Source organism: Sphingomonas sp. PWP1-2, from assembly GCF_049898305.1.
Taxonomy (GTDB): Bacteria; Pseudomonadota; Alphaproteobacteria; order Sphingomonadales; family Sphingomonadaceae; genus Sphingomonas; species Sphingomonas glacialis.
In genome coordinates, this window is sequence record NZ_JAFCXM010000002.1 from 681,373 (window position 1) to 702,689 (window position 21,317).

The following is a 21,317-nucleotide window of genomic DNA, read 5'->3' on the forward strand; positions in this document are numbered from 1 at the left end:
CCACAAGGATGCGCCGCTTGGCAACGCACCTTACGGCGTAAACCGCCAAGACGTCACATCTTCAATGCGCGGTCATAGCCCGTCAGCTCGAGATAGCCGCGCCCGCCCGTCGTCCGCACCGCGCCCTCCCAATAGACCGGCAGACCGCTCCGCCGCGCGTCGAGTTCCTGCGCCGCGAACAGCGGGGTGAGCGGCCAGCGGTGCACGCCGTCGGGCAACCGCACGCTGAGCTCCTGCGCGACCGGATAGACCGCGCCCGTCACAGGGCTGCGCCACCGTGCCACCGGGCGGAACGCCACGTCGCCCGGCGCGAGCACGACCGTCGTGCCGTCGGCGCGGCGCAGCGATCCCCCCGCCCATAGCGTGCCGCCCGTCTTGCGCCTGATGCGGAACGCCATCAGCGCGCTGCCGTCATCGAAGTTGAGGCCAGTCCAGTCCCAGCCCTGCGCCTCGCCCTGCAGATAGTTGGACGACCATTCGCGATCGAGCCACGCCTCGCCGGTCACCGCGACCGACTTGGCGCCGCGCCGCACCTGGCCCGAGACCTTGAGGTGCGGGATCGAATAATAATAGCTCGCTGCACCAGCTTCCGGGCCCTTCCGGCTATAGCCCCCCGCGCCCTGCGGCAGCGGCGGCTGGGTCGGCGCGAAGGCGAGCGCAAGCGCGAAGTCGCGCGCGGCCACCTGCGTCGCCCAATGCCCGTCGGTGCTGCGGCGGAGCCGCCAGTCGCGGATCGTGACATCGGCATCGGCGGGGCTTGCACCTGCAAGGCCAAACCCGGCGCGGGCGGAGCGCTCGCCGTGGAGCAAGCGCCCGATCCGCGGGTCGGACAGCGCGGCATGGGCGAAGAGCACTTGCCCGGCGGCAAAGCGGCTCGGATTGGCCGGATCGACCGGCGGCCGCGTGCGGAAGAACGTGACCTGGAAGCCGAGATCGGCGCCGTCGGCGGTGCGCAGCCAGCCCGTCACGTACCACCATTCGGTGCGGAACGGCGGATGCGCACCGTGATCACGCGGGAAGCGCAGCGTGATGCCAGGCTTCACCACGGGATAGGGCGCCGGCGCTGACGCGGTCAGGCTCGCCGCGGCGAGCAATGCGATGGCCGGGGAGACACGCATCACCAATCCTCCCGTACCGATTGCACCGCGCTGCGCGACGTCGCGCGTCGCCCTGCCAGCAGCGCGGTCACCGCCGCTGCCCCGGTGAGCGCGGCCGCCACCGCGACCAGCGTCCCGACAGGTACGCGCGTCGCCATCGTCCAGTTGAACGATTGCGGGTTGATGACATGGATCAGCACCTGCGACAGCACGAGACCGAGCCCGATCCCCGCCAGCGCACCCGTCAGCCCGACGATTGCCCCCTCGGTCGCGAGCATCGCCCCGAGCTGACGCCGCGTCAGGCCAAGATGGCGGAGCATCCCGAACTCGCGCTCGCGCGCCAGCGTCTGCGCCGACATCGTCGCCGCCACGCCCGCCAGCCCGACCAGGATCGCGATCGCCTCGAGCAGATAGGTCACGGCAAAGCTGCGGTCGAACAGCGTCAGCGCGAAGCGGCGCAGCGTCGCCGGCTGCGTGATGTCGACTTGATCGCGCAGCGCCGGGCTCAGCCGCGCGCGCAGCCGCTGCATCACTGCGGCAGCGTCGCTGCCCGGCTCGAGCGTGACCGAGGCCTCGTCTCTGCCGGTGTCGCCGGTCAAGCGCTGATACGCCGCCGCATCGATCAGCACCGCCCCGCCTTGGCGGGCATAGTCGCGCCACACTCCCGCGACCGCAAAGCGCGTGCCGCCGCCGATCGGCAAGCGGATCACGGCGCCGGGGTGCCAGCCGTAAAGCCGCTCCGCCGGTTCCGACACCCATATCGGTGGAACACCCGCCGGAAGTGCGTCGGCGCGCGCGATCAGCACCAACTGCCGATCCCCGGCGCCGGGCGTTGGCCGCGCGACAAGCGCGATCGGGGGACGATCGGGCGCGATCGTCAGCTGGAGCTGTCGCCCGAAGGCGAGACGCGCAACGCCCGGCGTCGCGGCGAGCGTCGCGCGAGTCGCAGGGTCGAAGCTCGCGCCGGCATTGGTGCGCATGTAGAGATCGGCGCTGAGCACATCGCCGAGCCAGTCGTCGACCGCGCCGCGGAAGCTCGTCACCATCGTCGCCATCGCAATCATCAGCGCAGTCGAGGCGACGATACCGCACAGCGCTGTCGCGGCCTCGCCCGGCGCACCGTGCAAATGCCGGATCGCAAGCTGGCGCGGCACCGTTCCGATCGCGCGCGCGGCGAGCGGCGCGAGCAGCGCGCGGGCGAACCACGGCACGCCCGCTATGCCACCGGCGAGCAACAGCGCCATCCCGGCAAAGCCGAACACCGGCAAGTGCGCGACGGGCGGCAGCAGCGACACCGCGCCGCCCGCCAGCAACAGCGCAGCGGCGGGCCACCACGCCACGCGCTGCCGCGGATCGAGCACATCGCCGGCGTTCTTGAGCGCCGCGGCAGGCGCCGCGCGCGCCGCCAGCCGCGCCGGCACCGCGCTCCCGACGATCGCCGCAAGCAGGCCGATCGCGAAAAAGCCGAGCGCGGCCCAGGGCTGGAACACCACCCCTGCCCCGGCCCCGCGAAAATACCCGGCGCCCAGATCGCCGCCGAGCCACTGCACCGCGGCCCAGGCAAGGCCATAGCCTGCCGCAAGCCCGAGACCCGATCCGATCACGCCGATCGCCACGCCCTCGGCGACGACCGCGGCGATCACCCCGCCGCGCGGCATGCCGAGCGTGCGCAGCAACGCGAACGCGCGCTGGCGTCGGACGACCGACAGCGACTGCGCCGAATAGACGAGGAACCCGCCGGTCAGCAACGCAACGAGCGCGAGCATGTCGAGATTGACGCGGTACGCGCGCGACAGCGCGTCGCCCTGCGAACTCTGCGCCTGCGCGGTCGAGACGACGGCGTTGCCTGGCAGGAGCGTGGCGAGCGCACCTTCCGCCGCTGCGCGATCCGCCACCGCCACGTCGAGCCGATCGAGCCGTCCGATCCGGTCGAACTTCCACTGCGCCGCGGCGATGTCGACCACCGCGACCGCACTGCCGTCGGCCACCCCCGGCAGCGTGCCCGCAACCCGCAGCGGAACCGCGCGTCCGTTCGCCTCGACCGTGACGACCGCACCCAGTTTCGCTCCGCTCCGCTCGAGCGCGGTGCGCGACAGGAACACGCTCGCTTCGTCGAAGACATCGCCGCCGACCCCGTTTGCCGCTTGCGCACCAACCCCGATCAGCGTCGGCGTCACCGCAGCGGCGCGGAGAATGTCGAGCCCCAGCAGCGTCACGCGTGCCGTCCCGATCCGCGCGTCGAGCTGGACAACCGGACTTGCGTCCATAACGCCCGTCGCGCTCGCGACGCGCGGGTAGAGGCGTTCGTCGAAGCCGAGCCGGCTCGTCGCCTTGACGCTCAGGTCGGCGCTGCCATTGACCCCGCGTACCGCGCTGTCGAACGACGCCAGCGCCGATCCGTTGACGAGATGCACCGCAAAGCCGAGCGCAACGCCCACCGCGATTGCCAGCGCGGTAACGAGGAAACGCGCCGGGTGAAAGCGCCACTCGCCGCCGATCAGCCAGCCGAGCGCCCGCCGTCCCGACCACAGGCCGGGCTCAGCGCGCACGCGCGACCAGCCCCTCGGCGGTGAGCGTCAGTACGCGGTCGGCAATCGCAGCAGTGGCATCGGAATGCGTGACCATGACCGCCGCCGCACCGCGATCTCGCGCAGCATTGGCGAAGAGCGTCAGGACGCGCGCCGCGGTTTCGGGATCGAGGTTGCCGGTCGGCTCGTCGGCGAGGATCAGTGCCGGGCGGTGGACGAGCGCGCGTGCAATCGCGACGCGCTGCAACTCTCCGCCCGACAGATCCCGCGCATAGCCTTCGCCGCGCCCGCCAAGCCCGACCGCGACGAGCATCGCCTCCGCCTCGGCCTGCGCCGCCGCGCCGTCGGCCGACACCAAGGCGAGCGGCAAGGCGACGTTCTGGCGCAAGGTCAGATAGGGCAGGATGTGGAAGGCCTGGAAGACGAAGCCGATCCGCTCGCGCCGCAACCGCGTGCGCGCCGTCTCCCCGAGCGTGCCGAGCACGACACCCTCGATCGCCACTTCGCCGGTATCGGCATCGTCGAGCCCGGCGAGGATATTGAGCAACGTCGATTTGCCGACACCCGATTCGCCGGTGATCGCGACGATCTCCCCCGCCGCCACCTCGAGATCGAGCGCATGAAACAGCGATCGCGGTCCGGGAACGCTTTTCGCGAGCGCGCGCACCGTCAGTAGAACAGGATGGGCCATCCGCCCTTGTCGCCGCTTGCCAGGGCGGCGACAAGATCAATCCTCGTCGGTCGGTCGCTCCGACCGATGCCTCAGAAGCCGTATGACAGCCGCAGATAGCCGAACTGGCCGGGGACATCGTAGGTCGTCGCATCGAAGTTCGCGCCGTCGCACGTGATGCAGACCGGCGGCTGCTTGTTAAAGACGTTGTTCACGCCCGCCACGAGCTTGAACTTCTGCATCCATGCGGGCGACAGATACAGCTGGATATCGCCGTAGAAGGTCGGCGTCATCCGGTGTTTGGTCGCATTGTTCTCGGTCACCGCGCTGATGTAACGGCCGGTGAACGACGCCCCGAATGCAGGCGTCGCAAAATCGACCGTCGCATTGAGCTTGAAGCGCGGGAACGCCTGGTCGACCGAGAGGCAGCGCTCTTTCCCGACGCATTGCTGCAGGCCGGTCGGCAGCAGCGCGTCATACTTCAGCAGATACGCGGCGTTGACGCTGAGCCCGGCGGTTCCGCCGTGGATCTGCGGCGTGCGGTAGAGGAACGTGCCGTCGAGCCCGTCGGTCTTGATCGAGTTGAGGTTCTGCAAGACAGCCCCCACCGATGCGATCGTGCCCACGGTCGTGCGCTTGACGAGCGCACAGCTTGGCGCATCGGCATTGAACGCGCAACGCGACAGGATCAGCGACGCGGGCGCCGAGTCGATCGCGTTGCTCAAGCTGATCGCGTAATAATTGACCTCGAGACTGAGCACGCTGGCGATGCCGCCCCGCGCCCAGGACGGGCTGTACACCCCGCCCGCGGTCCAGGTCACCGCGGTTTCCGGCTTGAGCTTGACGTTACCCCCGGAGAACACGCCGATCTGCCCGGCGGGCTCGGCATAGCTGCCATTTGCGGGCACGCCATTGGCGATGCAGTTCGCTTTCACGGTCGCGTTCGTCTGGAACGATCCGCCGAGCCCGCTGGTGCACGGATCCTGGATCGTCTGGTCGGATCGCGACGCGCCGGCGTAGAGCTCGCCGATGCTCGGCGCGCGCAGGCTCTCGGCATAGCCGCCGCGCAACAGCAGGTCTGCCGTCGGCTTCCACAAGACCGATGCGGTGAACACGGTGTTGCTGCCGAAGGTCGAATAGTTCGAATGGCGCACCGCACCGTCGAATTCGAGCTTCTGGAAGAACGGCGTGTTGGTGAGGATGGGCACGCGCAGCTCGCCGTAAATCTCGTCGACGTTGAAGCGGCCGCGGCTTGGCTGGGTCGGGACGTCGGCGCCTAGCCCGGCAACGATCACGGGATCAGGATCGTAGCTCGCGCCCTGGTCGCGATGCTCATAGCCGATCGCCACGCCGACATCGCCCGCAGGGAGCGTGAACAGCGCACCCGACAGATTGGCGCTGAAATCGTTGAGCTCCTGCTGGCTCTTGTCGCGCTGGTCGAAGGTCACGAAGGAGAGCATCGCCGGGGTGATCGAACCGGCCCCGCCGACCGTCGCGCCGCCGAAAATGTTGAACGGCACGCACGCCCCGGTGCATTGCGACACCGGCCCGAGCGCTTGCGCGAGCTTGGCGGCGTTGACGTTGCCGGTGAAGAGCTGGTGTGCGTCGTTGAGCCCGTAGACCGCGTTCGCGTCCCAGAACCATTTATGGTCGCCGATGTGGAACGAGCCGTCGAGCGTCACCGTGCCCGAGAAGGTATCGACATCCTGCGTGAAGACGCGCTGGCCGCCCTCGACGAAACGCCGGTTGATCGCGACGTAGTTCGCCGGGCGCCCCGACGGCGTACCGTCGAGGTTGACGCCCGATGAAAGCGTGACGCCGAACGGGTTGAACGGGTTGCTCGCATCGACCGAGATCCGGTCGAGCAGATTGCCGTTGCCAGCGCCCGGTCCGATCACGAGCGGAAGGAACGCCGCCTGGGTCCGCGAATGCCGGTGGTTGTACACCAGCTTGACGCGCATGTTGACCGCATCGCTCAGCGCTTGCTTGAAGTTGAGGAACCCGCCGTAGCGCTCGGACGGCGTCAGCAGATAGTTGAACGGCGCGAAGTTGAAGCGGTCGGCATCGGTGAAGGTCTTGAAATCGGCAAGCGTCGCAGTGCGGCCGATCACTGGCGCCCTGAGTGTCAGGTTCTGGCCGAGCACACGGTAGCGCCCGAGTGGCGGCGAACCGCTGCATCCCACCCCGCCGCTCGCGGCAAAGGCCGGGTCGGCGCACGAGACCGCACCCGCCGACGGAAATTGCGAAATCGCGCGGTTGGCGGTGCTGACCGCTTCCTGCTTGGTGTAATAGCCGCCGAGCACCACCGACGTCCCGCTTTCGGGCTTCTGGATGCCGTAGCTTAGCTCGTAATTCTGCGTGTGGCCGTCGCCCTGGCGGAAGGTGCCGAACTGGGCGTTGGCCCGCAGACCCTTCTGGTTTTGCTTGGTGATGATGTTGACCACACCCGCCACAGCATCGGTGCCGTAGAGCGGCGAAGCGCCCGATTGGAGCACTTCGATCCGTTCGATCGAGTTCATCGGAATTTCGTTGAGATCGACCGACGCCGGGATGCCCCCCGCCGACGATCCGTTGACGTAGCGCAGGCCATCGACGAGCACTAGCGTCCGCTTCGCGCCGAGATAGCGCAAGTCGATCTCCGCCGCGCCCGAGCTCACGCCGGTGCCATCGGGCGGGCCGCCGATATTGCCGGCATTGTTGACCTTGGTGTTGAGACCACCGCCCGCGCTCGGCAAGCGTTGCAGCACGTCGGCGACCGAACTGAGGCCGGTCCGCGCGATCGCGGTCTGATCGACGGTGATGACCGGCTTGTCTTGGTCGAGCGGACTGCGGCGAATGCGCGATCCGGTGACGACGATGTCCTGATCGGACGCCGACGCTGCGCTGTCCGGCACGGTCTGCGCCGATGCCGGTGCGACCGCCAGCCCCGCAGCGAGTGCGAGCATGGCACCACTTGCATAGCATCGCGACGTCAACTTTTGCATGATTCGATCCCCCGTTAGTCGTCTTCGCGACATCCTCTCCGGATCTATGCGACGAAACTGAAACAATCTGTCGTAGGGTGGCAAGGCGCAATCTGCCCGGATCGGCCTTTTCGCCCGATATTGTGATAAATGAGAGACAGTCGTTACGGGTGGTGACTCTGGCAAAGGTGATACCGGCGCAGCGCGCGCTTCCGCTTTCCGGTGCAACGCGGATCTGTCCTTATCGGGACGGCGCATACGGTCGAGCGTCGCGCAGTTGCGCTGCGAGAGGTGCGCGATACAGTGCGGCGATGACCCTGCGCACCCTCGCTTTGCTCGCCGCGCTCCTCGCGAGCGCCACCCCCGCTTTTGCCAAGCAGACGATCGACCCCGCCCGCTTGACCGAAACGGTCAAGACGCTCGCGTCGGACACGTTCGAGGGCCGCGCGCCCGGGACGGCGGGGGAAGACCGAACGGTCGGCTATCTCATCGCGCGCTTCCAGGCGCTCGGGCTCGAGCCCGGCGGCCCCAACGGGCAATGGGTGCAGACGGTGCCGTTGCTCCATACGCGGCTGGGAACGCCGAGCGTGCTGCGCTTCACCACGCCCAAGGCAGCGGTCGCGCTCGAACAATCGCGTTCGGTCTATGTCTCGACGATCCGGCCCGACGATGTCTCCACGATCGCCAAGGCCCCGCTGGTCTTCGTCGGCTACGGCGTCACCGCACCCGAGCGTGGCTGGGACGATTTCAAGGGCGTCGACGTGAAGGGCAAGGTGCTCGTGTTCCTCGTCAACGACCCCGATTTCGCCGCCAAGCCGGGCGATCCCGCGGCGGGCAAGTTCGGCGACCGCACGATGACCTATTACGGGCGCTGGACCTACAAGTTCGAGGAAGCCGCGCGGCACGGGGCGATCGGTGCGCTGATCGTGCATGAGACCGCGGGCGCCGGATATGGCTGGAACGTCGTGATCAGCCCGGGCGGCGAGAATTACGACATCGCGCGCAAGCCCGAGGACGTTACCAGCCTGCGCTTGCAAGGCTGGATCGCCGGCGATGCCGCCAGCGCGCTCTTCACCGCAGCAGGGCTCGATCTCGCCGCGCTCGAAGTCACCGCCCGAACCTCGGGTTTCCGACCGGTGCCGCTGCCCGGCGTGACGCTCGATGCGAGCATCCCGGTCACCCACGAACGGATCGACAGCCATAACGTGCTCGCGCGGATCGCCGGCACGAAGCGCCCGCAGGAAAGCGTGATGTTCGGGGCGCACTGGGATGCGTACGGCAAGGGCCCGCCCGATGCGCAGGGCCGCGTCTATCGCGCCGGCGCCAACGACGATGCGCTCGGCATCGCCGGGCTGCTCGAGATCGCCCGATCGATCAAGGCCGGCCCAGCGCCCGATCGCAGCGTCGTGTTCGCCGCCTGGACCGCCGAGGAGCGCGGGTTGCTCGGATCCGAATATTACGCCACCCACCCCGTCTTCCCGCTCGAAACGACCGTCGCCAACCTCGCGATCGATATCCTCCAGACCGCGGGGGCCGGCAACGACGTGGTGCTGGTCGGCAAGGGGCAGGATACGCTCGAAGACGATATGGCGCGCGTCGCGGCGACGCAGGGCCGCCGCATCACGCCCGAAGGCTTGCCCGAACGCGGGCTGTTCTACCGCGCCGACCATTTCTCCTTCGCCAAGCGCGGCGTGCCGGTGTTGCTCATGATGGGAATTGCCGGCGCGACCGACCTCAAGCAAGGCGGCGTCAAGGCCGGCCAAGCGTGGATCGATGCCTATACCGGGCAATGCTATCATCAGGCCTGCGACCAGTGGAGCCCCGATTGGAACCTCGCCGGTGCGGTGCAGGACATCGGGTTGATCGGTCAGATCGGCGACGAACTCGCCCACACGTCGCGCTGGCCACGCTGGAAGGACGGATCCGAGTTCAAGGCGGTGCGCGATCGAAGCGAAACGCTGCGGCGCTGATCCGGCACGTCCGCGTTCCGGTGATCTGCGGTATTGGCCGTCCGTATTGGGCTGCCGCATCGGACAGTCGGGTCCGCCGCCCAGGTCAGAGCCCCGCGTTCATCAATATCGACGCTCATCGATTTCCTTGCCCGGTTCGCGAGCGGTCCAAAGTGATGCGGCGATAAGGCGGTTATCGATCGCTCACCGGGGATTGCGGCGGGTCCGGCTCGCGCGGATGGGCTGCCGGGCGTTCGCGCAAAGCCCACATCGTCGCCGCGGTAACGCCGATCACAGCCACACCCGACACCCCACGCCCTCGCCGCAACAAAGCGAGCCCGAGCGTTGCCGCGGCCGACGGCACCCAGCCGACTTTAGGCAGACCGATCATCTGTGCCGCGAGCACCGCGCCACGGCTCGCGACCACGTCTCCGACCCCGCTCGGTTTGGCCGCCGTCAGGCCCCCGGGCGATGCATCGGGGATGCCGTCATCGGCGACATGATCGGCGACCCAGGCGCCACGCGCCCCGAGTGGCGCATCGGCCGTGGTCGTATCCGTGGCGGTCTGATGCTCGAGCTCGGCATTGAGCTCGGCTCCGAACAACAGGATGTAGCTCGAGAGATAGAGCCAGGTCAGCGTCACCACGACCGTACCGAGCGAGCCGTAGGTCGCATTGTAATTGCCGAAATTGGCGACGTAGACCCCGAAACCGACCGTCAGCGCCAGCCACATCAGCGCCGCGAACAGCGAACCCGGCGTCAACCATATCCAGCGCGCATTCTGCCGCGACGGGCCATAGCGGTACAGCGTCGCCGCCGCGCCCGCCCCGGCCAGTGTCAGCAGCAGATAGGCGACGAGCTTCCCGAGCACGACGACCGCATCGGGCGCCTGCGGAAGCACCGCCTGGAGATAGCCGAGCGCCGCGACCGCGACCAGCGCCAGGATCGCCACAAGCACGGCGGCGGCGGTGATGCCGAGCGCCAGCACATTGAGCCGGACGAAACCGCGTGCTTCCTGCTCCTCATACACGACATTGAGCGCGGTGATCACGGCGCCCGCCCCATTGCGCGCGCCAAACAGCGCGAGACCGACCGCGAGCAACAAGCCGAAACCCTTATTGCCGTCGGACGTCTTGACGACGTTCATCAGCTGTTCGCCGATCAGCTTGGCGACTTCGGCGGGCATCACCGCCATCAACTGCTTCATGTTGTGCATCACGGTCGAAGGCTCGGCGGCAATGCCATAGATCAGCACGATCGCGCCGAGCAGCGGCACGAGCGCAAGAAAGCCGTAAAAGGCGACGCCAGCGGCGATCAGACCAATATTGTCGCTCCCCGTTTCGGCCCAGGTGCGCTTTGCGACGCTGAGCCAGGCCTTTGGTGGCATCTGCCACGGGGTGGTGGCGTCATGCCCTTGCGCGTTCAATAGCTCTGCCCGTTCCCAGCGCCCGATCATGCGACGCGGTGCCTGAACACCTGCCTTCCACTAGCGTTCCCGCGCGCCACTCGGACCCGCAATTTCGGCACGCTTCCCGACAGCTTTGTGTTTCCGCACCATTGCTGGCGCGTTACATTGCATGTCTGCGCGACGACGAAGCGTGTTGTCGCGTTGAGCCACCGTACCTCGATCGGTTAGCACCGCCTGAGCTGCCGTCTCGCCCACCGTTACCTCACCTTGGTTTTGCCCCGCCCCGAACATCCGCGCGTTCGCGGGCCGACAACCACTCGACAATCACCCGACAATCACAGGGAATACCATGCCGTCAGGACTCGTAGCACTGCTCGACGATGTCGCCGCGATCACCAAGCTCGCCGCCGCGTCGCTCGACGACGTCGCCGCCGCAACGGGCAAGGCCGGCAGCAAGGCGATGGGCGTGATCGTCGACGATGCCGCGGTGACGCCGCGCTACGTCGCGGGCTTCACCGCCAAGCGCGAATTGCCGATCATCGGCAAGATCGCGCTCGGGTCGCTGCGCAACAAATTGCTGATCCTGCTTCCGGCGGCGCTGCTGCTGAGCGCCTTCGCGCCGTGGCTGGTGACCCCGCTATTGATGCTCGGCGGCGCCTATCTGTGTTATGAGGGGACCGAGAAAGTCGTCGAGGCGATCTTCGGCGGGCATGCGGCCGAAGCCGCGCCGGTGGAAGGCGACGCCGCGACGCTGGAGGCGCAGAAAGTGTCGGGCGCGATCCGCACCGACTTGATCCTATCGGCCGAAATCATGGCGATCGCGCTTGCCGAAGTGGCGTCCTCGCCGATCATCACTCAGGCGATCGTGCTGGCGCTGGTCAGCGTCGCGATCACGCTCGGGGTCTACGGCGTGGTCGCGCTGATCGTGAAGATGGACGATATCGGCCTGTTCCTGGCGAGACGGGAGGGCGCAGTTTCCCGCGCGGTCGGCCGCGGGCTGGTGATCGGCATGCCGATATTGATGCGCGTCTTGGCGATCATCGGCACGGCAGCGATGATCTGGGTCGGCGGCGGCATCCTGGTGCATGGGCTCGAGACCTTCGGGGTGAGCGGCCCGGCGCATGTCAGCCACGCCTTCAGCACGGCCGCGGCCGCGCTGCCGGCGATCGGCGGCGTGGCGAGCTGGACCGCGGGCGCTGCCTTCGCGGCGGTGGTCGGCCTTGTCGTCGGCGGCGCGATCGTGCTCGGGCATTCTGCGGTGACGCGGCTGCGCGGCGGGCACGCATAAACCGCGCGGCAGTTTCTTACGGAGCGATCCGCACCGTTGCGCGTTACGGCCCCGCAACGACAGATTTCGTCGCCTTGCCACCGCATTGCCCCGGCTAAGATCTTTGGAGGACCAGACAATCGCGATCGATCGACAGCGCGTTGAAAACGGCGGGCTTATTCTCTTTGTGACCGCGATCTCGGTCGGACTGGTACTGGTCGTTTCGAGCTTCCTCGGCGCGCTGCTGTGGTCCGCGCTTGCCGCGATCCTGTTCCAGCCGCTCTACCAGCGCTTGCTTGGCTATTGGCCGGGACGCCGCAATCGCGCCGCCCTGGTCGCGCTGCTGATCATCACCGTCGCGATCGTGCTGCCGTCGTTGATCGTGAGCAGCATGGTCGTCGACCAGGCAGCGGGCGTCTATACCCAGATCCGCTCGGGCCAGATCAACATCGCGTCCTATTTCGAAAAGATCCACGACGCCCTGCCGATCCGGCTCCAGCAAATGCTCGACAGCGCCGGGTTCGGCAGCTTCGAGCGCGCGAAGACCCAAGTCGTCGAGGCAGTGAGCAACAGTGCGAGCCTGCTTGCCGGGCGCGCGCTCTCGATCGGCGCAAACGCCGCGGCGTTCCTGCTCGCATTCGGCGTCGGGCTTTACGTCACCTTCTTCCTGCTGCGCGACGGCGAGCGGCTCGGCCCGGCGATCGTCCGCGGCCTTCCGCTCGAGCAGAGCGTCGCGACCCGGATCGCCGACCAGTTCGTTTCGGTCGCACGGGCGACGATCAAGGGCTCGGTCGTCGTGGCCCTGGTGCAAGGTGCGCTCGGCGCCGCGACCTTCTGGATCGTGGGGCTGCCTGCAGCCTTGTTGTGGGGCGTGTTGATGGCGATCGCCGCGCTGCTGCCAGCGATCGGGCCGACGATCATCTGGGCGCCGGTGGCGGTCTACTTGCTGGCCACGAGTGCATATTGGCAGGCCGGCGTGGTCGTCGCGTCTGGCATGCTGGTGATCGGCCTGGCCGACAATATTCTGCGGCCGATGCTGGTCGGGCGCGACACCGGCATTCCTGATTGGCTCGTCCTGGTGACGACGCTGGGCGGCGTCGAGCTGGTCGGCCTCAGCGGGATCGTCGTCGGCCCGATCGCTGGCGCGCTGTTCATCACGGGCTGGAGCATCCTGACCGAAAAGCGCTTGGGCGATCCAGCCGGAACCGACGGCGCGCCAATTCGCGACGATGCCCGCGCCCGCTCCTGACGACGATCGCGCCGGCCCGACACGACCGTGAAAAGCCCGGAGGTGCCGTTGCCGTCGAACACCGTCGGTCCAAGACGCCGTGCTGCGCGGCATCCAAATCGTTCCATGTGAGTTGTCATGCGATGACCCCAGCCCCCCTCCCCCGCGCCGCGGCCCTGATCGTCAACGCGCATTCGCGGAGCGGGCGCGATCTCTTCGTCGAGGCGAAGGCCAAGCTCGAGGCGGCGGGGATGACGCTGACCGAAGCCCATGCGGTCGAGGACCCCGACGCGCTCGCCGAAACGGTCCGCCGCGCGGTGGCGAACGGCGCGCCGATGGTGATTGTCGGCGGGGGCGATGGCACCTTGTCAGGGACGATCGACGAACTGATCGGCCAGAGTTGCGTCTTCGCGGTCCTGCCACTCGGCACCGCCAACAGCTTTGCGCGCACGCTCGAGTTGCCGCTCGATCTCGACGGTGCGATCGCGGTGATTGCCGATGGCATGCGTCGGCGCGTCGATCTGGGGATGATCGACGGCGACTATTTCGTCAACGGCGCTTCGATCGGCCTGCCCGCCTTGATCGGGCAGACCGTGCCGCATGCGCTGAAGCGGTACCTCGGCCGTGTCGGATATCTCCTCTGGGCATTACGCTGCTCGATCCGCTTCCGCGCGTTCCGGCTGATGATCGACGACGGGATCGTCGAGCGGCGGATGTGGTCGACCGAGGTCCGCATTCTCAACGGATGCTATCATGGTGGTGTCGAACTGTCCGACAACGCAAATCTGGAAAGCGGCGAGATCGTCATCCAGGCGGTCGTCGGTCGCAGCCGCGCGCGCCTTGCCGCCGACTGGTACGCCAAGTTCTTCCGGCTGCGTGACCGGCAGGCGCACACGCGCGAATTTCGCGGCTGCACCTTTCGCATCGAGACGACGCCGCGGATGAAGATCTCGATCGACGGCGAAGTCCTCGCCAAGACCCCAGTCGTTGCCAAGATCGCCGCGCAGGCTGTCGAGATTGCGGTGCCGCGCGGCGCTGCATTTGTCTGATCCGGTCGGCGCTGAGAACCAACCGTGGAAACGATCGGCTTTGGCGGCGGCTGTCATTGGTGCACCGAGGGCGTATTCCAGGCGCTGCGCGGTGTCGCACAGGTCGACCAGGGCTTCATTCGGTCGGAAGCCCCGTGGGAGGCCGCGGCGGAAGGCGTGATCGTCGGCTTCGATCCGGCGGTCATCAGCTTGGCGACGCTCATCGAGGTCCATCTCAGGACGCATTCGGCCAACGGGACCTACTCGCCGGGCGGCCGCTATCGCAGCGCGGTCTATGTTTTTACAGCGGAGCAGCGCGCAGTGGCCGAGCGCGCAATCGATCAGTTCGCCAGCGCTTCGCGAGAGGCTCCTCGAACGCTGGTGCTTGCCTTTGTCGGCTTCGAACCGTCGGAGGCGCGCTATCGCAATTATTATCGGACCGACCCGCAGAGGCCGTTTTGCCGCCGCTATATCGACCCCAAGCTCGATTTTATCCGGCGTCAATTCGCCGACAACGCGCTTCCTGAAGCAGCGGCGGCGAAGGCAGACCTGGCTCCGCCGCGAACCGAATAAGGCGATCGTCGTCAGTTCGTCACGCTAGGCGCGAAGCAGCACAATTGCGCCTGGCGAACGACCTGTGTCTGGCGGGATCCGCCATCTTGTGGCGGCTCGCACCGACAGCCGCTTTGCGCCCGCTGCGCTTGCAGGTGTATTACTCGCATGGCACACGACTTGCAGAGCGACCAGTACGCGGCGCCACGGACGGCCGCCGCAACGGGGAGCTTGGATATGACGGGTATCACAACGATCACGCTTCTTGCCGCTGCGGTATTGCTGACGGGTCAGCCACCCGCGGCCACCGCACCGTCGGGTGCCACGACGACCGAGGACTACCGCGTGCGGTATGACGCGCGGCGCGACGTGTATTGCATCCGCTTCTTTGCCGATCCGCCCGCTGCCGATCCGCATCCTGGTCCATCGATCGACACGTGCCAGTCCCGCGACGCCTGGGCGCGCGAGGACGTTCGCATCGACCGGCAGCCGCCGTCTGAGCCATCGTGATCGCTGTCGCCTCCGACCCAGCCCGGCACCATGGTTTGCGCGCTGGGCGGACGATCGTCCGTAGAGTCACGTAGAGCGACAGCGCCCCGTCCGGCGCAATATGGCGCCTCCAACGGGGGCCGCCATGATCAAGACACTTCTCGCAATTGTCGAAGGGCCCGCCCGGAAATCGGGTTTCATCGACACGGTTCTGACACTCGCCGCGTTCCGGCAAGCGCATGTCATCTTCGACGTGCTGACCGCGGCCCCGCTACTCTCGGAACAGCTTGCGCCGCTTGGGACGCTCTACACCTTGCCCGGACAGATCCGGCAGCTCGCGCAAATGCACGCCGATAGCGTCCGCGCGATGCTGCCGCCGGGCGCGCCTGCCGAGGTCGTCTCGCATTTCGACGATGTCGGCTGGATCCCGGGCGACGTCCGCGCGACCGCCCCGCTTGCGGATATCGTCGTCTTTGGCCCCGCCGAAACCTGGTCGATCGACTGGCTGCGGCGCCGCACGATCGAGACGATCCTGCTGTCGTCGGGCTTGCCGCTGCTGCTGCTTCCATCGGGGCGGTCGCTTCGCGCGATCGACCATGCGGTGTTCGGCTGGAAGCCGGGTCCTGCGGCGATGCGCAGCTTGCACCATTTGATCCATCTCGCCGCGCCCGGCGCCCGCATCGATGTCGTCTCGGTTGAGCACGGCCTCGACGACCTCGCCGAGACCGATCTCGCACCGGTCGTCACGCTGCTCGAGCGGCATGGTTTTTCCGTGACGGGCCATGCGCTCGATCGCTCGGAGAGCGCGCACGACACGCTCACCGGCTTCGCCCTCGAACATGGGGCCGATCTGCTTGCGGTGGGTGGCTTCGGACACGCCCGCGTCCGTGAAATCCTGCTCGGCGGGGTGACGCGCAGCCTGATCGCCGACCCGCGCCTGCCCGTCCTGATGGCCCATTGAATGCGGCACGCAGCGTACGACACGATCACAGGACGCGGGCAGACCATCCGCGCCGACGATTGCCACGCGTTACGGCGCCAGATGCGATGACCGTCCCACCACGCCACCCCGGCCTTTCAACGGCCGCTGCGGCCGAGCGCCTGGCGAGCGACGGCCCCAATGCGCTGCAAAGCGCTGGACGGCGATCGATGCTCCGCATCGCGCTCGACGTGTTCCGCGAGCCGATGCTCGTCCTGTTGCTCGCGGGCGGCATCGCCTATCTGCTGCTCGGCGACCTCACCGAAGCGCTGATCCTGCTCGCCTTCGCGACCTTCTCGATCGTCGTGACGGTGGTCCAGGAGACCCGCACCGAACACGTGCTCGACGCGCTGCGCGACCTGTCCGCGCCGCGCGCGCTCGTCATCCGCGACGGGGTTCGGGTCCGGATCGCGGGCCGCGACGTGGTGCGCGACGATCTGCTCGTGCTCGAACAGGGCGATCGCATCGCCGCCGACGCGATGCTGGTCGAGGCCGCCGATTTGCAGGCCGATGAATCGCTGCTGACGGGGGAGTCGCTGCCCGTCGACAAGGTCGCCGGCAGCGAGCAGGATACGGGCGCGGCGCGGCGTCCGGGCGGCGACGACCAGCCCTACGTCTATTCGGGTTCGCTGGTGACGCGCGGCAGCGGCATCGCGCGCGTGCTGGCGACCGGGCCGCGTAGCGAGATCGGCAAGATCGGCCAGTCGCTCGCCACGCTCGAGACCGAAGCGCCGCGGCTGCGGCGCGAGACGACGCGGATCGTCACGTGGTGCGGGATCGGCGGCGGCGCGGTCGCGCTGCTCGTCGTGCTGCTGTACGGGCTGCTGCGCGGCGGCTGGATCGATGCGGCGCTCGCCGGGATCGCGATCGGCATGTCGATGCTGCCCGAGGAATTCCCCGTCGTGCTGACGGTGTTTCTCGCGATGGGGGCTTGGCGGATCGGCGCGGTCGGCGTGCTCACGCGGCGCGCCGCAGCGATCGAGACGCTCGGATCGGCCACCGTGCTGTGCACCGACAAGACCGGCACGCTGACCGAGAACCGGATGTCACTGACCGAGCTCTGGCTGCCGTCGGGCGAAACGTTCGCACTGCAGCCCGATCTTGCGGTCGGCGCGGCGTATCATGATCTCCTCGCCACTGCCGCACTCGCCAGCGCGGCCGAGCCGACCGATCCGATGGAACTGGCGTTGCACAGCGCCCGCGCGGCGAACGCGACGACCGCGTCGCTGCCCACAGGCGCCTTGGTCCATGCCTATGCGCTGCGACCCGATTTGCTGGCGATGTCGAACGTCTGGGCGGATGGCGATGCCTTGACGATCGCGGCCAAGGGCGCGCCCGAGGCTATAGCTCGCCTGTGTCATCTGTCGGCGGCCGAACTGGCGGCGATGACGGCCGCTGTCGAGGCGATGGCGGTTCGCGGCATCCGCGTGCTTGCCGTCGCGCGCGCGACGCCGAAAGACCGGGATTGGGCCGCGACCCAAAGCGACTATGCCTATGCGCTGACCGGCCTCGTCGGCCTTGCCGACCCGATCCGAGCAAGCGTCCCAGAGGCAGTCGCCGAGTGTCGCCGTGCCGGGATCCGCGTCGTGATGATTACCGGCGACTATGCCGCGACCGCGCGCTCGATTGCGCGCCAGGCCGGGATTGCCGAAGGCGACGTGCTGACCGGCGACGATCTGGCGGCTCTCGACGACGCGGCGTTGGCGGAACGCCTGAAGTCGGTGACAGTGTTCGCGCGCATCATGCCCGAACAGAAGCTGCGGATCGTCGAGGCGTTCAAGGCGGCAGGCGAGATCGTCGCGATGACCGGTGACGGGGTCAATGACGCGCCCTCGCTCAAAGCCGCGCATATCGGCGTCGCGATGGGCAAGCGCGGCACCGACGTCGCGCGCGAAGCGGCGGCGATCGTGCTGATCGAGGACGATTTCGGATCGATCGTGCAATCGGTACGGCTCGGACGACGGATCTACGACAATCTCCGCAAGGCGATGGCGTTCATCTTCGCGGTGCACGTGCCGATCGCCGGGCTTGCGCTGCTGCCGCTGTTCGCCGGGCTGCCGATCCTGTTCGGGCCAATCCACATCGCCTTGCTCGAAATGGTGATCGATCCGGTCTGCGCCCTGGTGTTCGAGGCCGAGCGCGACGAGGACACCATCATGCGGCGCCCCCCGCGCGATCCCGCCGAAGCGTTGTTCTCGCTGCCGATGATCGTGTGGAGCGTCTTTCAGGGCGGGCTGGCGTTCGCGATGCTCGGAACAGTCTTCCTGGTCGAGCACCGCTCGGGAATGGGCGAATTCGAACTGCGCGCGCTGATCTTCTTCGCGCTGATTGCCGAGATCGTCGCGCTGATCCTGGTCAACCGCTCGTTCGGCGCTTCGCTGCGCGATGCCCTGACGCGGCACAACGCCGCACTCCGCTATGTCGCGGGCGCGATCGTGGCGGTGACGGGTTTGATCCTGTTCCTGCCAAGCGCGCAGGCGCTGCTCAAGTTCGGATCGATCGGGTGGCGCGACATGGCGCTGGCGATCGGCCTGGGCTTGCTGCTGCTGGTCTTGCTCGAGGCGTGCAAACCGTTCGTGCGCTCGGTTACGGCGCGGCTGGCGGCGCGGGCATGACCGGGTGCCCCGCAGCCGCAAGCTGACGGACCGCTGATCGCTCCGAACCGAGTATTCGCACTCGGTATCGATCCGGCGCTGGTGTAGGGGAACCGAGCGCGCCGCCCATGACGGGCGGCGCAGGCACGGATCCAGAGAGACGCATGGCTCGCAAGCACTCGAAACACGGCGGTTATGAAGACCCGATGGGCGAGGAAGAAACGGTCGAGGTGGCACCGCCGTGCTGGCTCTGCGGTCGGCCGACCGGCAAGACCATCGTCTGGCACCATCCCGTCCCCAAAAGCCGCGGCGGTCGCGATGTCGTGCCGATGCACCCGATCTGCCAGCAGACGGTGACCGCCAACTTCACCAATTCCGAGCTCGAGCGGCACGGCATGAACGCCGAGGCATTGCTCGCCGAACCTGCGGTGCGCAAGTTCGTCGATTGGGTCGCGAAGAAGGATCCCGATTTCACCGCCGGCACGACGAAGAAGCAGCGCTGACGGGGGATCGTTGCAAGGCGGCCGGACCTGCAGCGCGCGTCCGACCGGACCACCAGCTCGACGCGCGATGCCGCTGGTACACGGCTAGCCCCTGCGATGGCGCGCCAAATCGCCCGCCTGCCGGTGTTTTGGAAGGCGCCAACGGAGCGGAAGGAACGCGGGCGCGTTCAACCACGATGACCATCGAACACCCATCGACCGCGGCCAAGGCAAACCCGCTGGCCGGGATGCCGCCGCGATGACCTACGCTCAGGGTCTGTCCTTCGCCGTGATTGGCGGCGCGGTGGCGATGTTCGTGTGGGGCCGGTTTCGCTACGATCTCATCGCGCTGGTCGCCTTGCTGATCGGCATCGCGACGCGGGACGTCCCCGTCAAACAGGCGTTCAGCGGGTTCACCAGCGATGTGGTCGTGATCATCGCCTCGGCCCTGATCGTCAGCGCCGCGATCGCGCGCTCGGGCGTGATCGAATGGGCTGTGCGACCGCTGATGGGGCGGCTGCACAGCACCGCGACGCAAGTGCCCGCGCTCGCCGGGACGACCGCCTTGCTGTCGATGCTGACCAAGAATGTCGGCGCGCTTGCGATCATGATGCCGGTCGCGCTGCGGATCGGCCGCAAGACCGAGACCTCGGCATCGTCGCTGTTGATGCCGATGGCGTTCATGTCGCTGCTCGGCGGCCTGGTCACGTTGGTCGGCACGTCGACCAACATCATCGTCAGCCAAGTGCGGCAGGACACGCTCGGCAAACTCTTCCAGATGTACGATTTCGCGCCGGTCGGGCTCGTGCTGACCGCGCTCGGCTTCGTCTTCGTGAGCTTTGGCTGGCGGCTGCTGCCACGCGACCGCCAGGGACGCGGCGGGTTGGACAGCATCGCCGCCGAAGCCTCTTATGCAACCGAAGCGAAGGTCCCCGAAAGCCTTCCCGAAGGCATCGCGACCGTTGCCGACCTGGGTCTTGCCGATGCGGGGGTAAAGCTGCGCGGGATCGTCGGGAGCGATGGTCGTCCGCATGCGGCTTCCAACGACGCCACGCTGACGCCGGGCACCAGCCTGGTGCTCGAGGGCGATGACGAAGCGCTCGACCGGCTGTTCACGCGCGTGCCGCTCGATCAAGCGCGCGACGTCAAGCAATTGTCGAAGGACGAGCCCAACGAGGAAATGCGCACCGTCGAGGCGGTGATTCAGCCAGGCTCGTCGCTGATCGGCGATTCCGCCGAACGCGCGCGGCTGCAGGACCGGCACGGCGTCCAGTTGCTGGGGGTCGGCCGTAGCGATGCGCGGATCACCGAGCGCTTGCGCGACATTCAGCTTCGCGCGGGCGACGTGCTGGTGCTGCGGGCTGGTGAGAACACCTTGCCCGAGACGATGACCGAGCTCGGGCTGCTCCCGCTGGTCGAACGAATGGTCAAGCTCGGCGACCGGCGCCGGCGCTATGTCCCGGTGATGATCCTCGCCGTGGCGATGGTTCTGGTCGCGCTCAAGATCGTGCCCGTGGTCGGCGCGTTTTTCGGGGCGGCAGTGCTGATGATCGTGGTGGGGGCGCTGTCGACGCGCGAGGCCTATGGCGCGCTCGAGCCCGAAGTGCTGGTTTTGATCGGCGCGTTGACCCCGCTCAGCGAAGCCGTGCAGCATAGCGGCGGCACCGGCCTGATCGCGCATGCGCTGTCGGCGATGTTGCTCGGCATCCCGGCGATGCTCGCGCTCGGCGTCATAATGGTCGCGGCGATGGCCTGCTCGCCTTTCCTGCACAACGCGCCGACGGTCCTGGTGCTCGCGCCGATCGCGGTCGGCGTGGCGAGCGGCCTGCACCTCAACCCCGACCCCTTCCTGATGGCGGTAGCGACCGGCGCCGGCTGCGATTTCCTCACGCCGATCGGGCACCAGTGCAACACGCTCGTCATGGGCCCCGGCGGCTATCGCTTCGGGGATTATTGGAAGCTCGGTTTGCCCTTGTCCGTACTGGTGATCCTGGTCGGGACGCCGCTGATCGCGTGGGTGTGGCATCTGGGCTAGCGCACGGTACGAACCGCCAAAACCCGCGGATTTGTTGACACATGCCGA

General features: G+C 67.7%; 15 protein-coding genes. 10 read left to right on the forward strand and 5 right to left on the reverse strand.

Annotated features, from left to right (window positions below):
- Positions 1-53: 53 nt before the first annotated feature.
- From ACP7C5_RS08015 to ACP7C5_RS08030, 4 genes are all read right to left on the reverse strand, one after another.
- A complete protein-coding gene (locus ACP7C5_RS08015) occupies positions 54-1,118 on the reverse strand; it encodes a lipocalin-like domain-containing protein (RefSeq protein WP_426263821.1) in 1,065 nt (354 codons plus the stop codon).
- Positions 1,118-3,646 carry an FtsX-like permease family protein gene (locus tag ACP7C5_RS08020; protein ID WP_426263822.1) on the reverse strand — a complete coding sequence of 843 codons (2,529 nt, stop codon included), beginning with the start codon at positions 3,644-3,646 and terminating at the stop codon, positions 1,118-1,120. The genes ACP7C5_RS08015 and ACP7C5_RS08020 overlap by 1 nt, the downstream gene beginning before the upstream one ends.
- Complete coding sequence (locus ACP7C5_RS08025) at positions 3,636-4,316, reverse strand: ABC transporter ATP-binding protein (protein WP_426263823.1); 681 nt, start codon at positions 4,314-4,316, stop codon at positions 3,636-3,638. The genes ACP7C5_RS08020 and ACP7C5_RS08025 overlap by 11 nt, the downstream gene beginning before the upstream one ends.
- 71 nt (positions 4,317-4,387) lie before the next feature.
- Complete coding sequence (locus ACP7C5_RS08030; protein ID WP_426263824.1) at positions 4,388-7,240, reverse strand: TonB-dependent receptor domain-containing protein; 2,853 nt, start codon at positions 7,238-7,240, stop codon at positions 4,388-4,390.
- A gap of 329 nt (positions 7,241-7,569) precedes the next feature.
- Here ACP7C5_RS08030 and ACP7C5_RS08035 point away from each other — a divergent pair, with 329 nt between their 5' ends.
- Entirely contained in the window at positions 7,570-9,228 is a 1,659-nt protein-coding gene (locus tag ACP7C5_RS08035; protein WP_426263825.1) for a M28 family metallopeptidase, read from the forward strand.
- 172 nt (positions 9,229-9,400) lie between these two features.
- Here ACP7C5_RS08035 and ACP7C5_RS08040 read toward each other — a convergent pair whose 3' ends face one another.
- Positions 9,401-10,663, reverse strand: coding sequence for a YihY/virulence factor BrkB family protein (locus ACP7C5_RS08040; RefSeq protein WP_426263826.1), 1,263 nt, complete (start codon positions 10,661-10,663; stop codon positions 9,401-9,403).
- A 301-nt stretch (positions 10,664-10,964) separates the two neighbouring features.
- On the opposite strand from ACP7C5_RS08040, the gene ACP7C5_RS08045 reads away from it, so the two are divergent.
- The 9 genes from ACP7C5_RS08045 to ACP7C5_RS08085 all read left to right on the forward strand — a co-directional run bounded on the left by ACP7C5_RS08045 (position 10,965) and on the right by ACP7C5_RS08085 (position 21,269).
- Entirely contained in the window at positions 10,965-11,903 is a 939-nt protein-coding gene (locus ACP7C5_RS08045) for a DUF808 domain-containing protein (protein WP_189677282.1), read from the forward strand.
- A 166-nt stretch (positions 11,904-12,069) separates the two neighbouring features.
- A complete protein-coding gene (locus ACP7C5_RS08050; RefSeq protein WP_426263827.1) occupies positions 12,070-13,131 on the forward strand; it encodes an AI-2E family transporter in 1,062 nt (353 codons plus the stop codon).
- Between the two features lie 122 nt (positions 13,132-13,253).
- Complete coding sequence (locus tag ACP7C5_RS08055; protein WP_426263828.1) at positions 13,254-14,159, forward strand: diacylglycerol/lipid kinase family protein; 906 nt, start codon at positions 13,254-13,256, stop codon at positions 14,157-14,159.
- Positions 14,160-14,183: 24 nt separating this feature from the next.
- Complete coding sequence (locus tag ACP7C5_RS08060) at positions 14,184-14,711, forward strand: peptide-methionine (S)-S-oxide reductase (RefSeq protein ID WP_426263829.1); 528 nt, start codon at positions 14,184-14,186, stop codon at positions 14,709-14,711.
- Between the two features lie 216 nt (positions 14,712-14,927).
- Positions 14,928-15,200: a hypothetical protein gene (locus ACP7C5_RS08065; RefSeq protein ID WP_426263830.1), complete on the forward strand. Its 273-nt coding sequence runs from the start codon at positions 14,928-14,930 to the stop codon at positions 15,198-15,200.
- Positions 15,201-15,324: 124 nt separating this feature from the next.
- Positions 15,325-16,140, forward strand: coding sequence for a universal stress protein (locus ACP7C5_RS08070; protein ID WP_426263831.1), 816 nt, complete (start codon positions 15,325-15,327; stop codon positions 16,138-16,140).
- Positions 16,141-16,226: 86 nt separating this feature from the next.
- Positions 16,227-18,773: a cation-translocating P-type ATPase gene (locus ACP7C5_RS08075; RefSeq protein ID WP_426263832.1), complete on the forward strand. Its 2,547-nt coding sequence runs from the start codon at positions 16,227-16,229 to the stop codon at positions 18,771-18,773.
- Positions 18,774-18,916: 143 nt separating this feature from the next.
- A complete protein-coding gene (locus ACP7C5_RS08080) occupies positions 18,917-19,255 on the forward strand; it encodes a hypothetical protein (RefSeq protein WP_133187904.1) in 339 nt (112 codons plus the stop codon).
- Positions 19,256-19,493: 238 nt separating this feature from the next.
- The gene (locus ACP7C5_RS08085; RefSeq protein ID WP_426263833.1) at positions 19,494-21,269 is read left to right on the forward strand and encodes an SLC13 family permease; all 1,776 of its coding nucleotides are present in this window, start codon (positions 19,494-19,496) and stop codon (positions 21,267-21,269) included.
- Positions 21,270-21,317 lie beyond the last annotated feature (48 nt).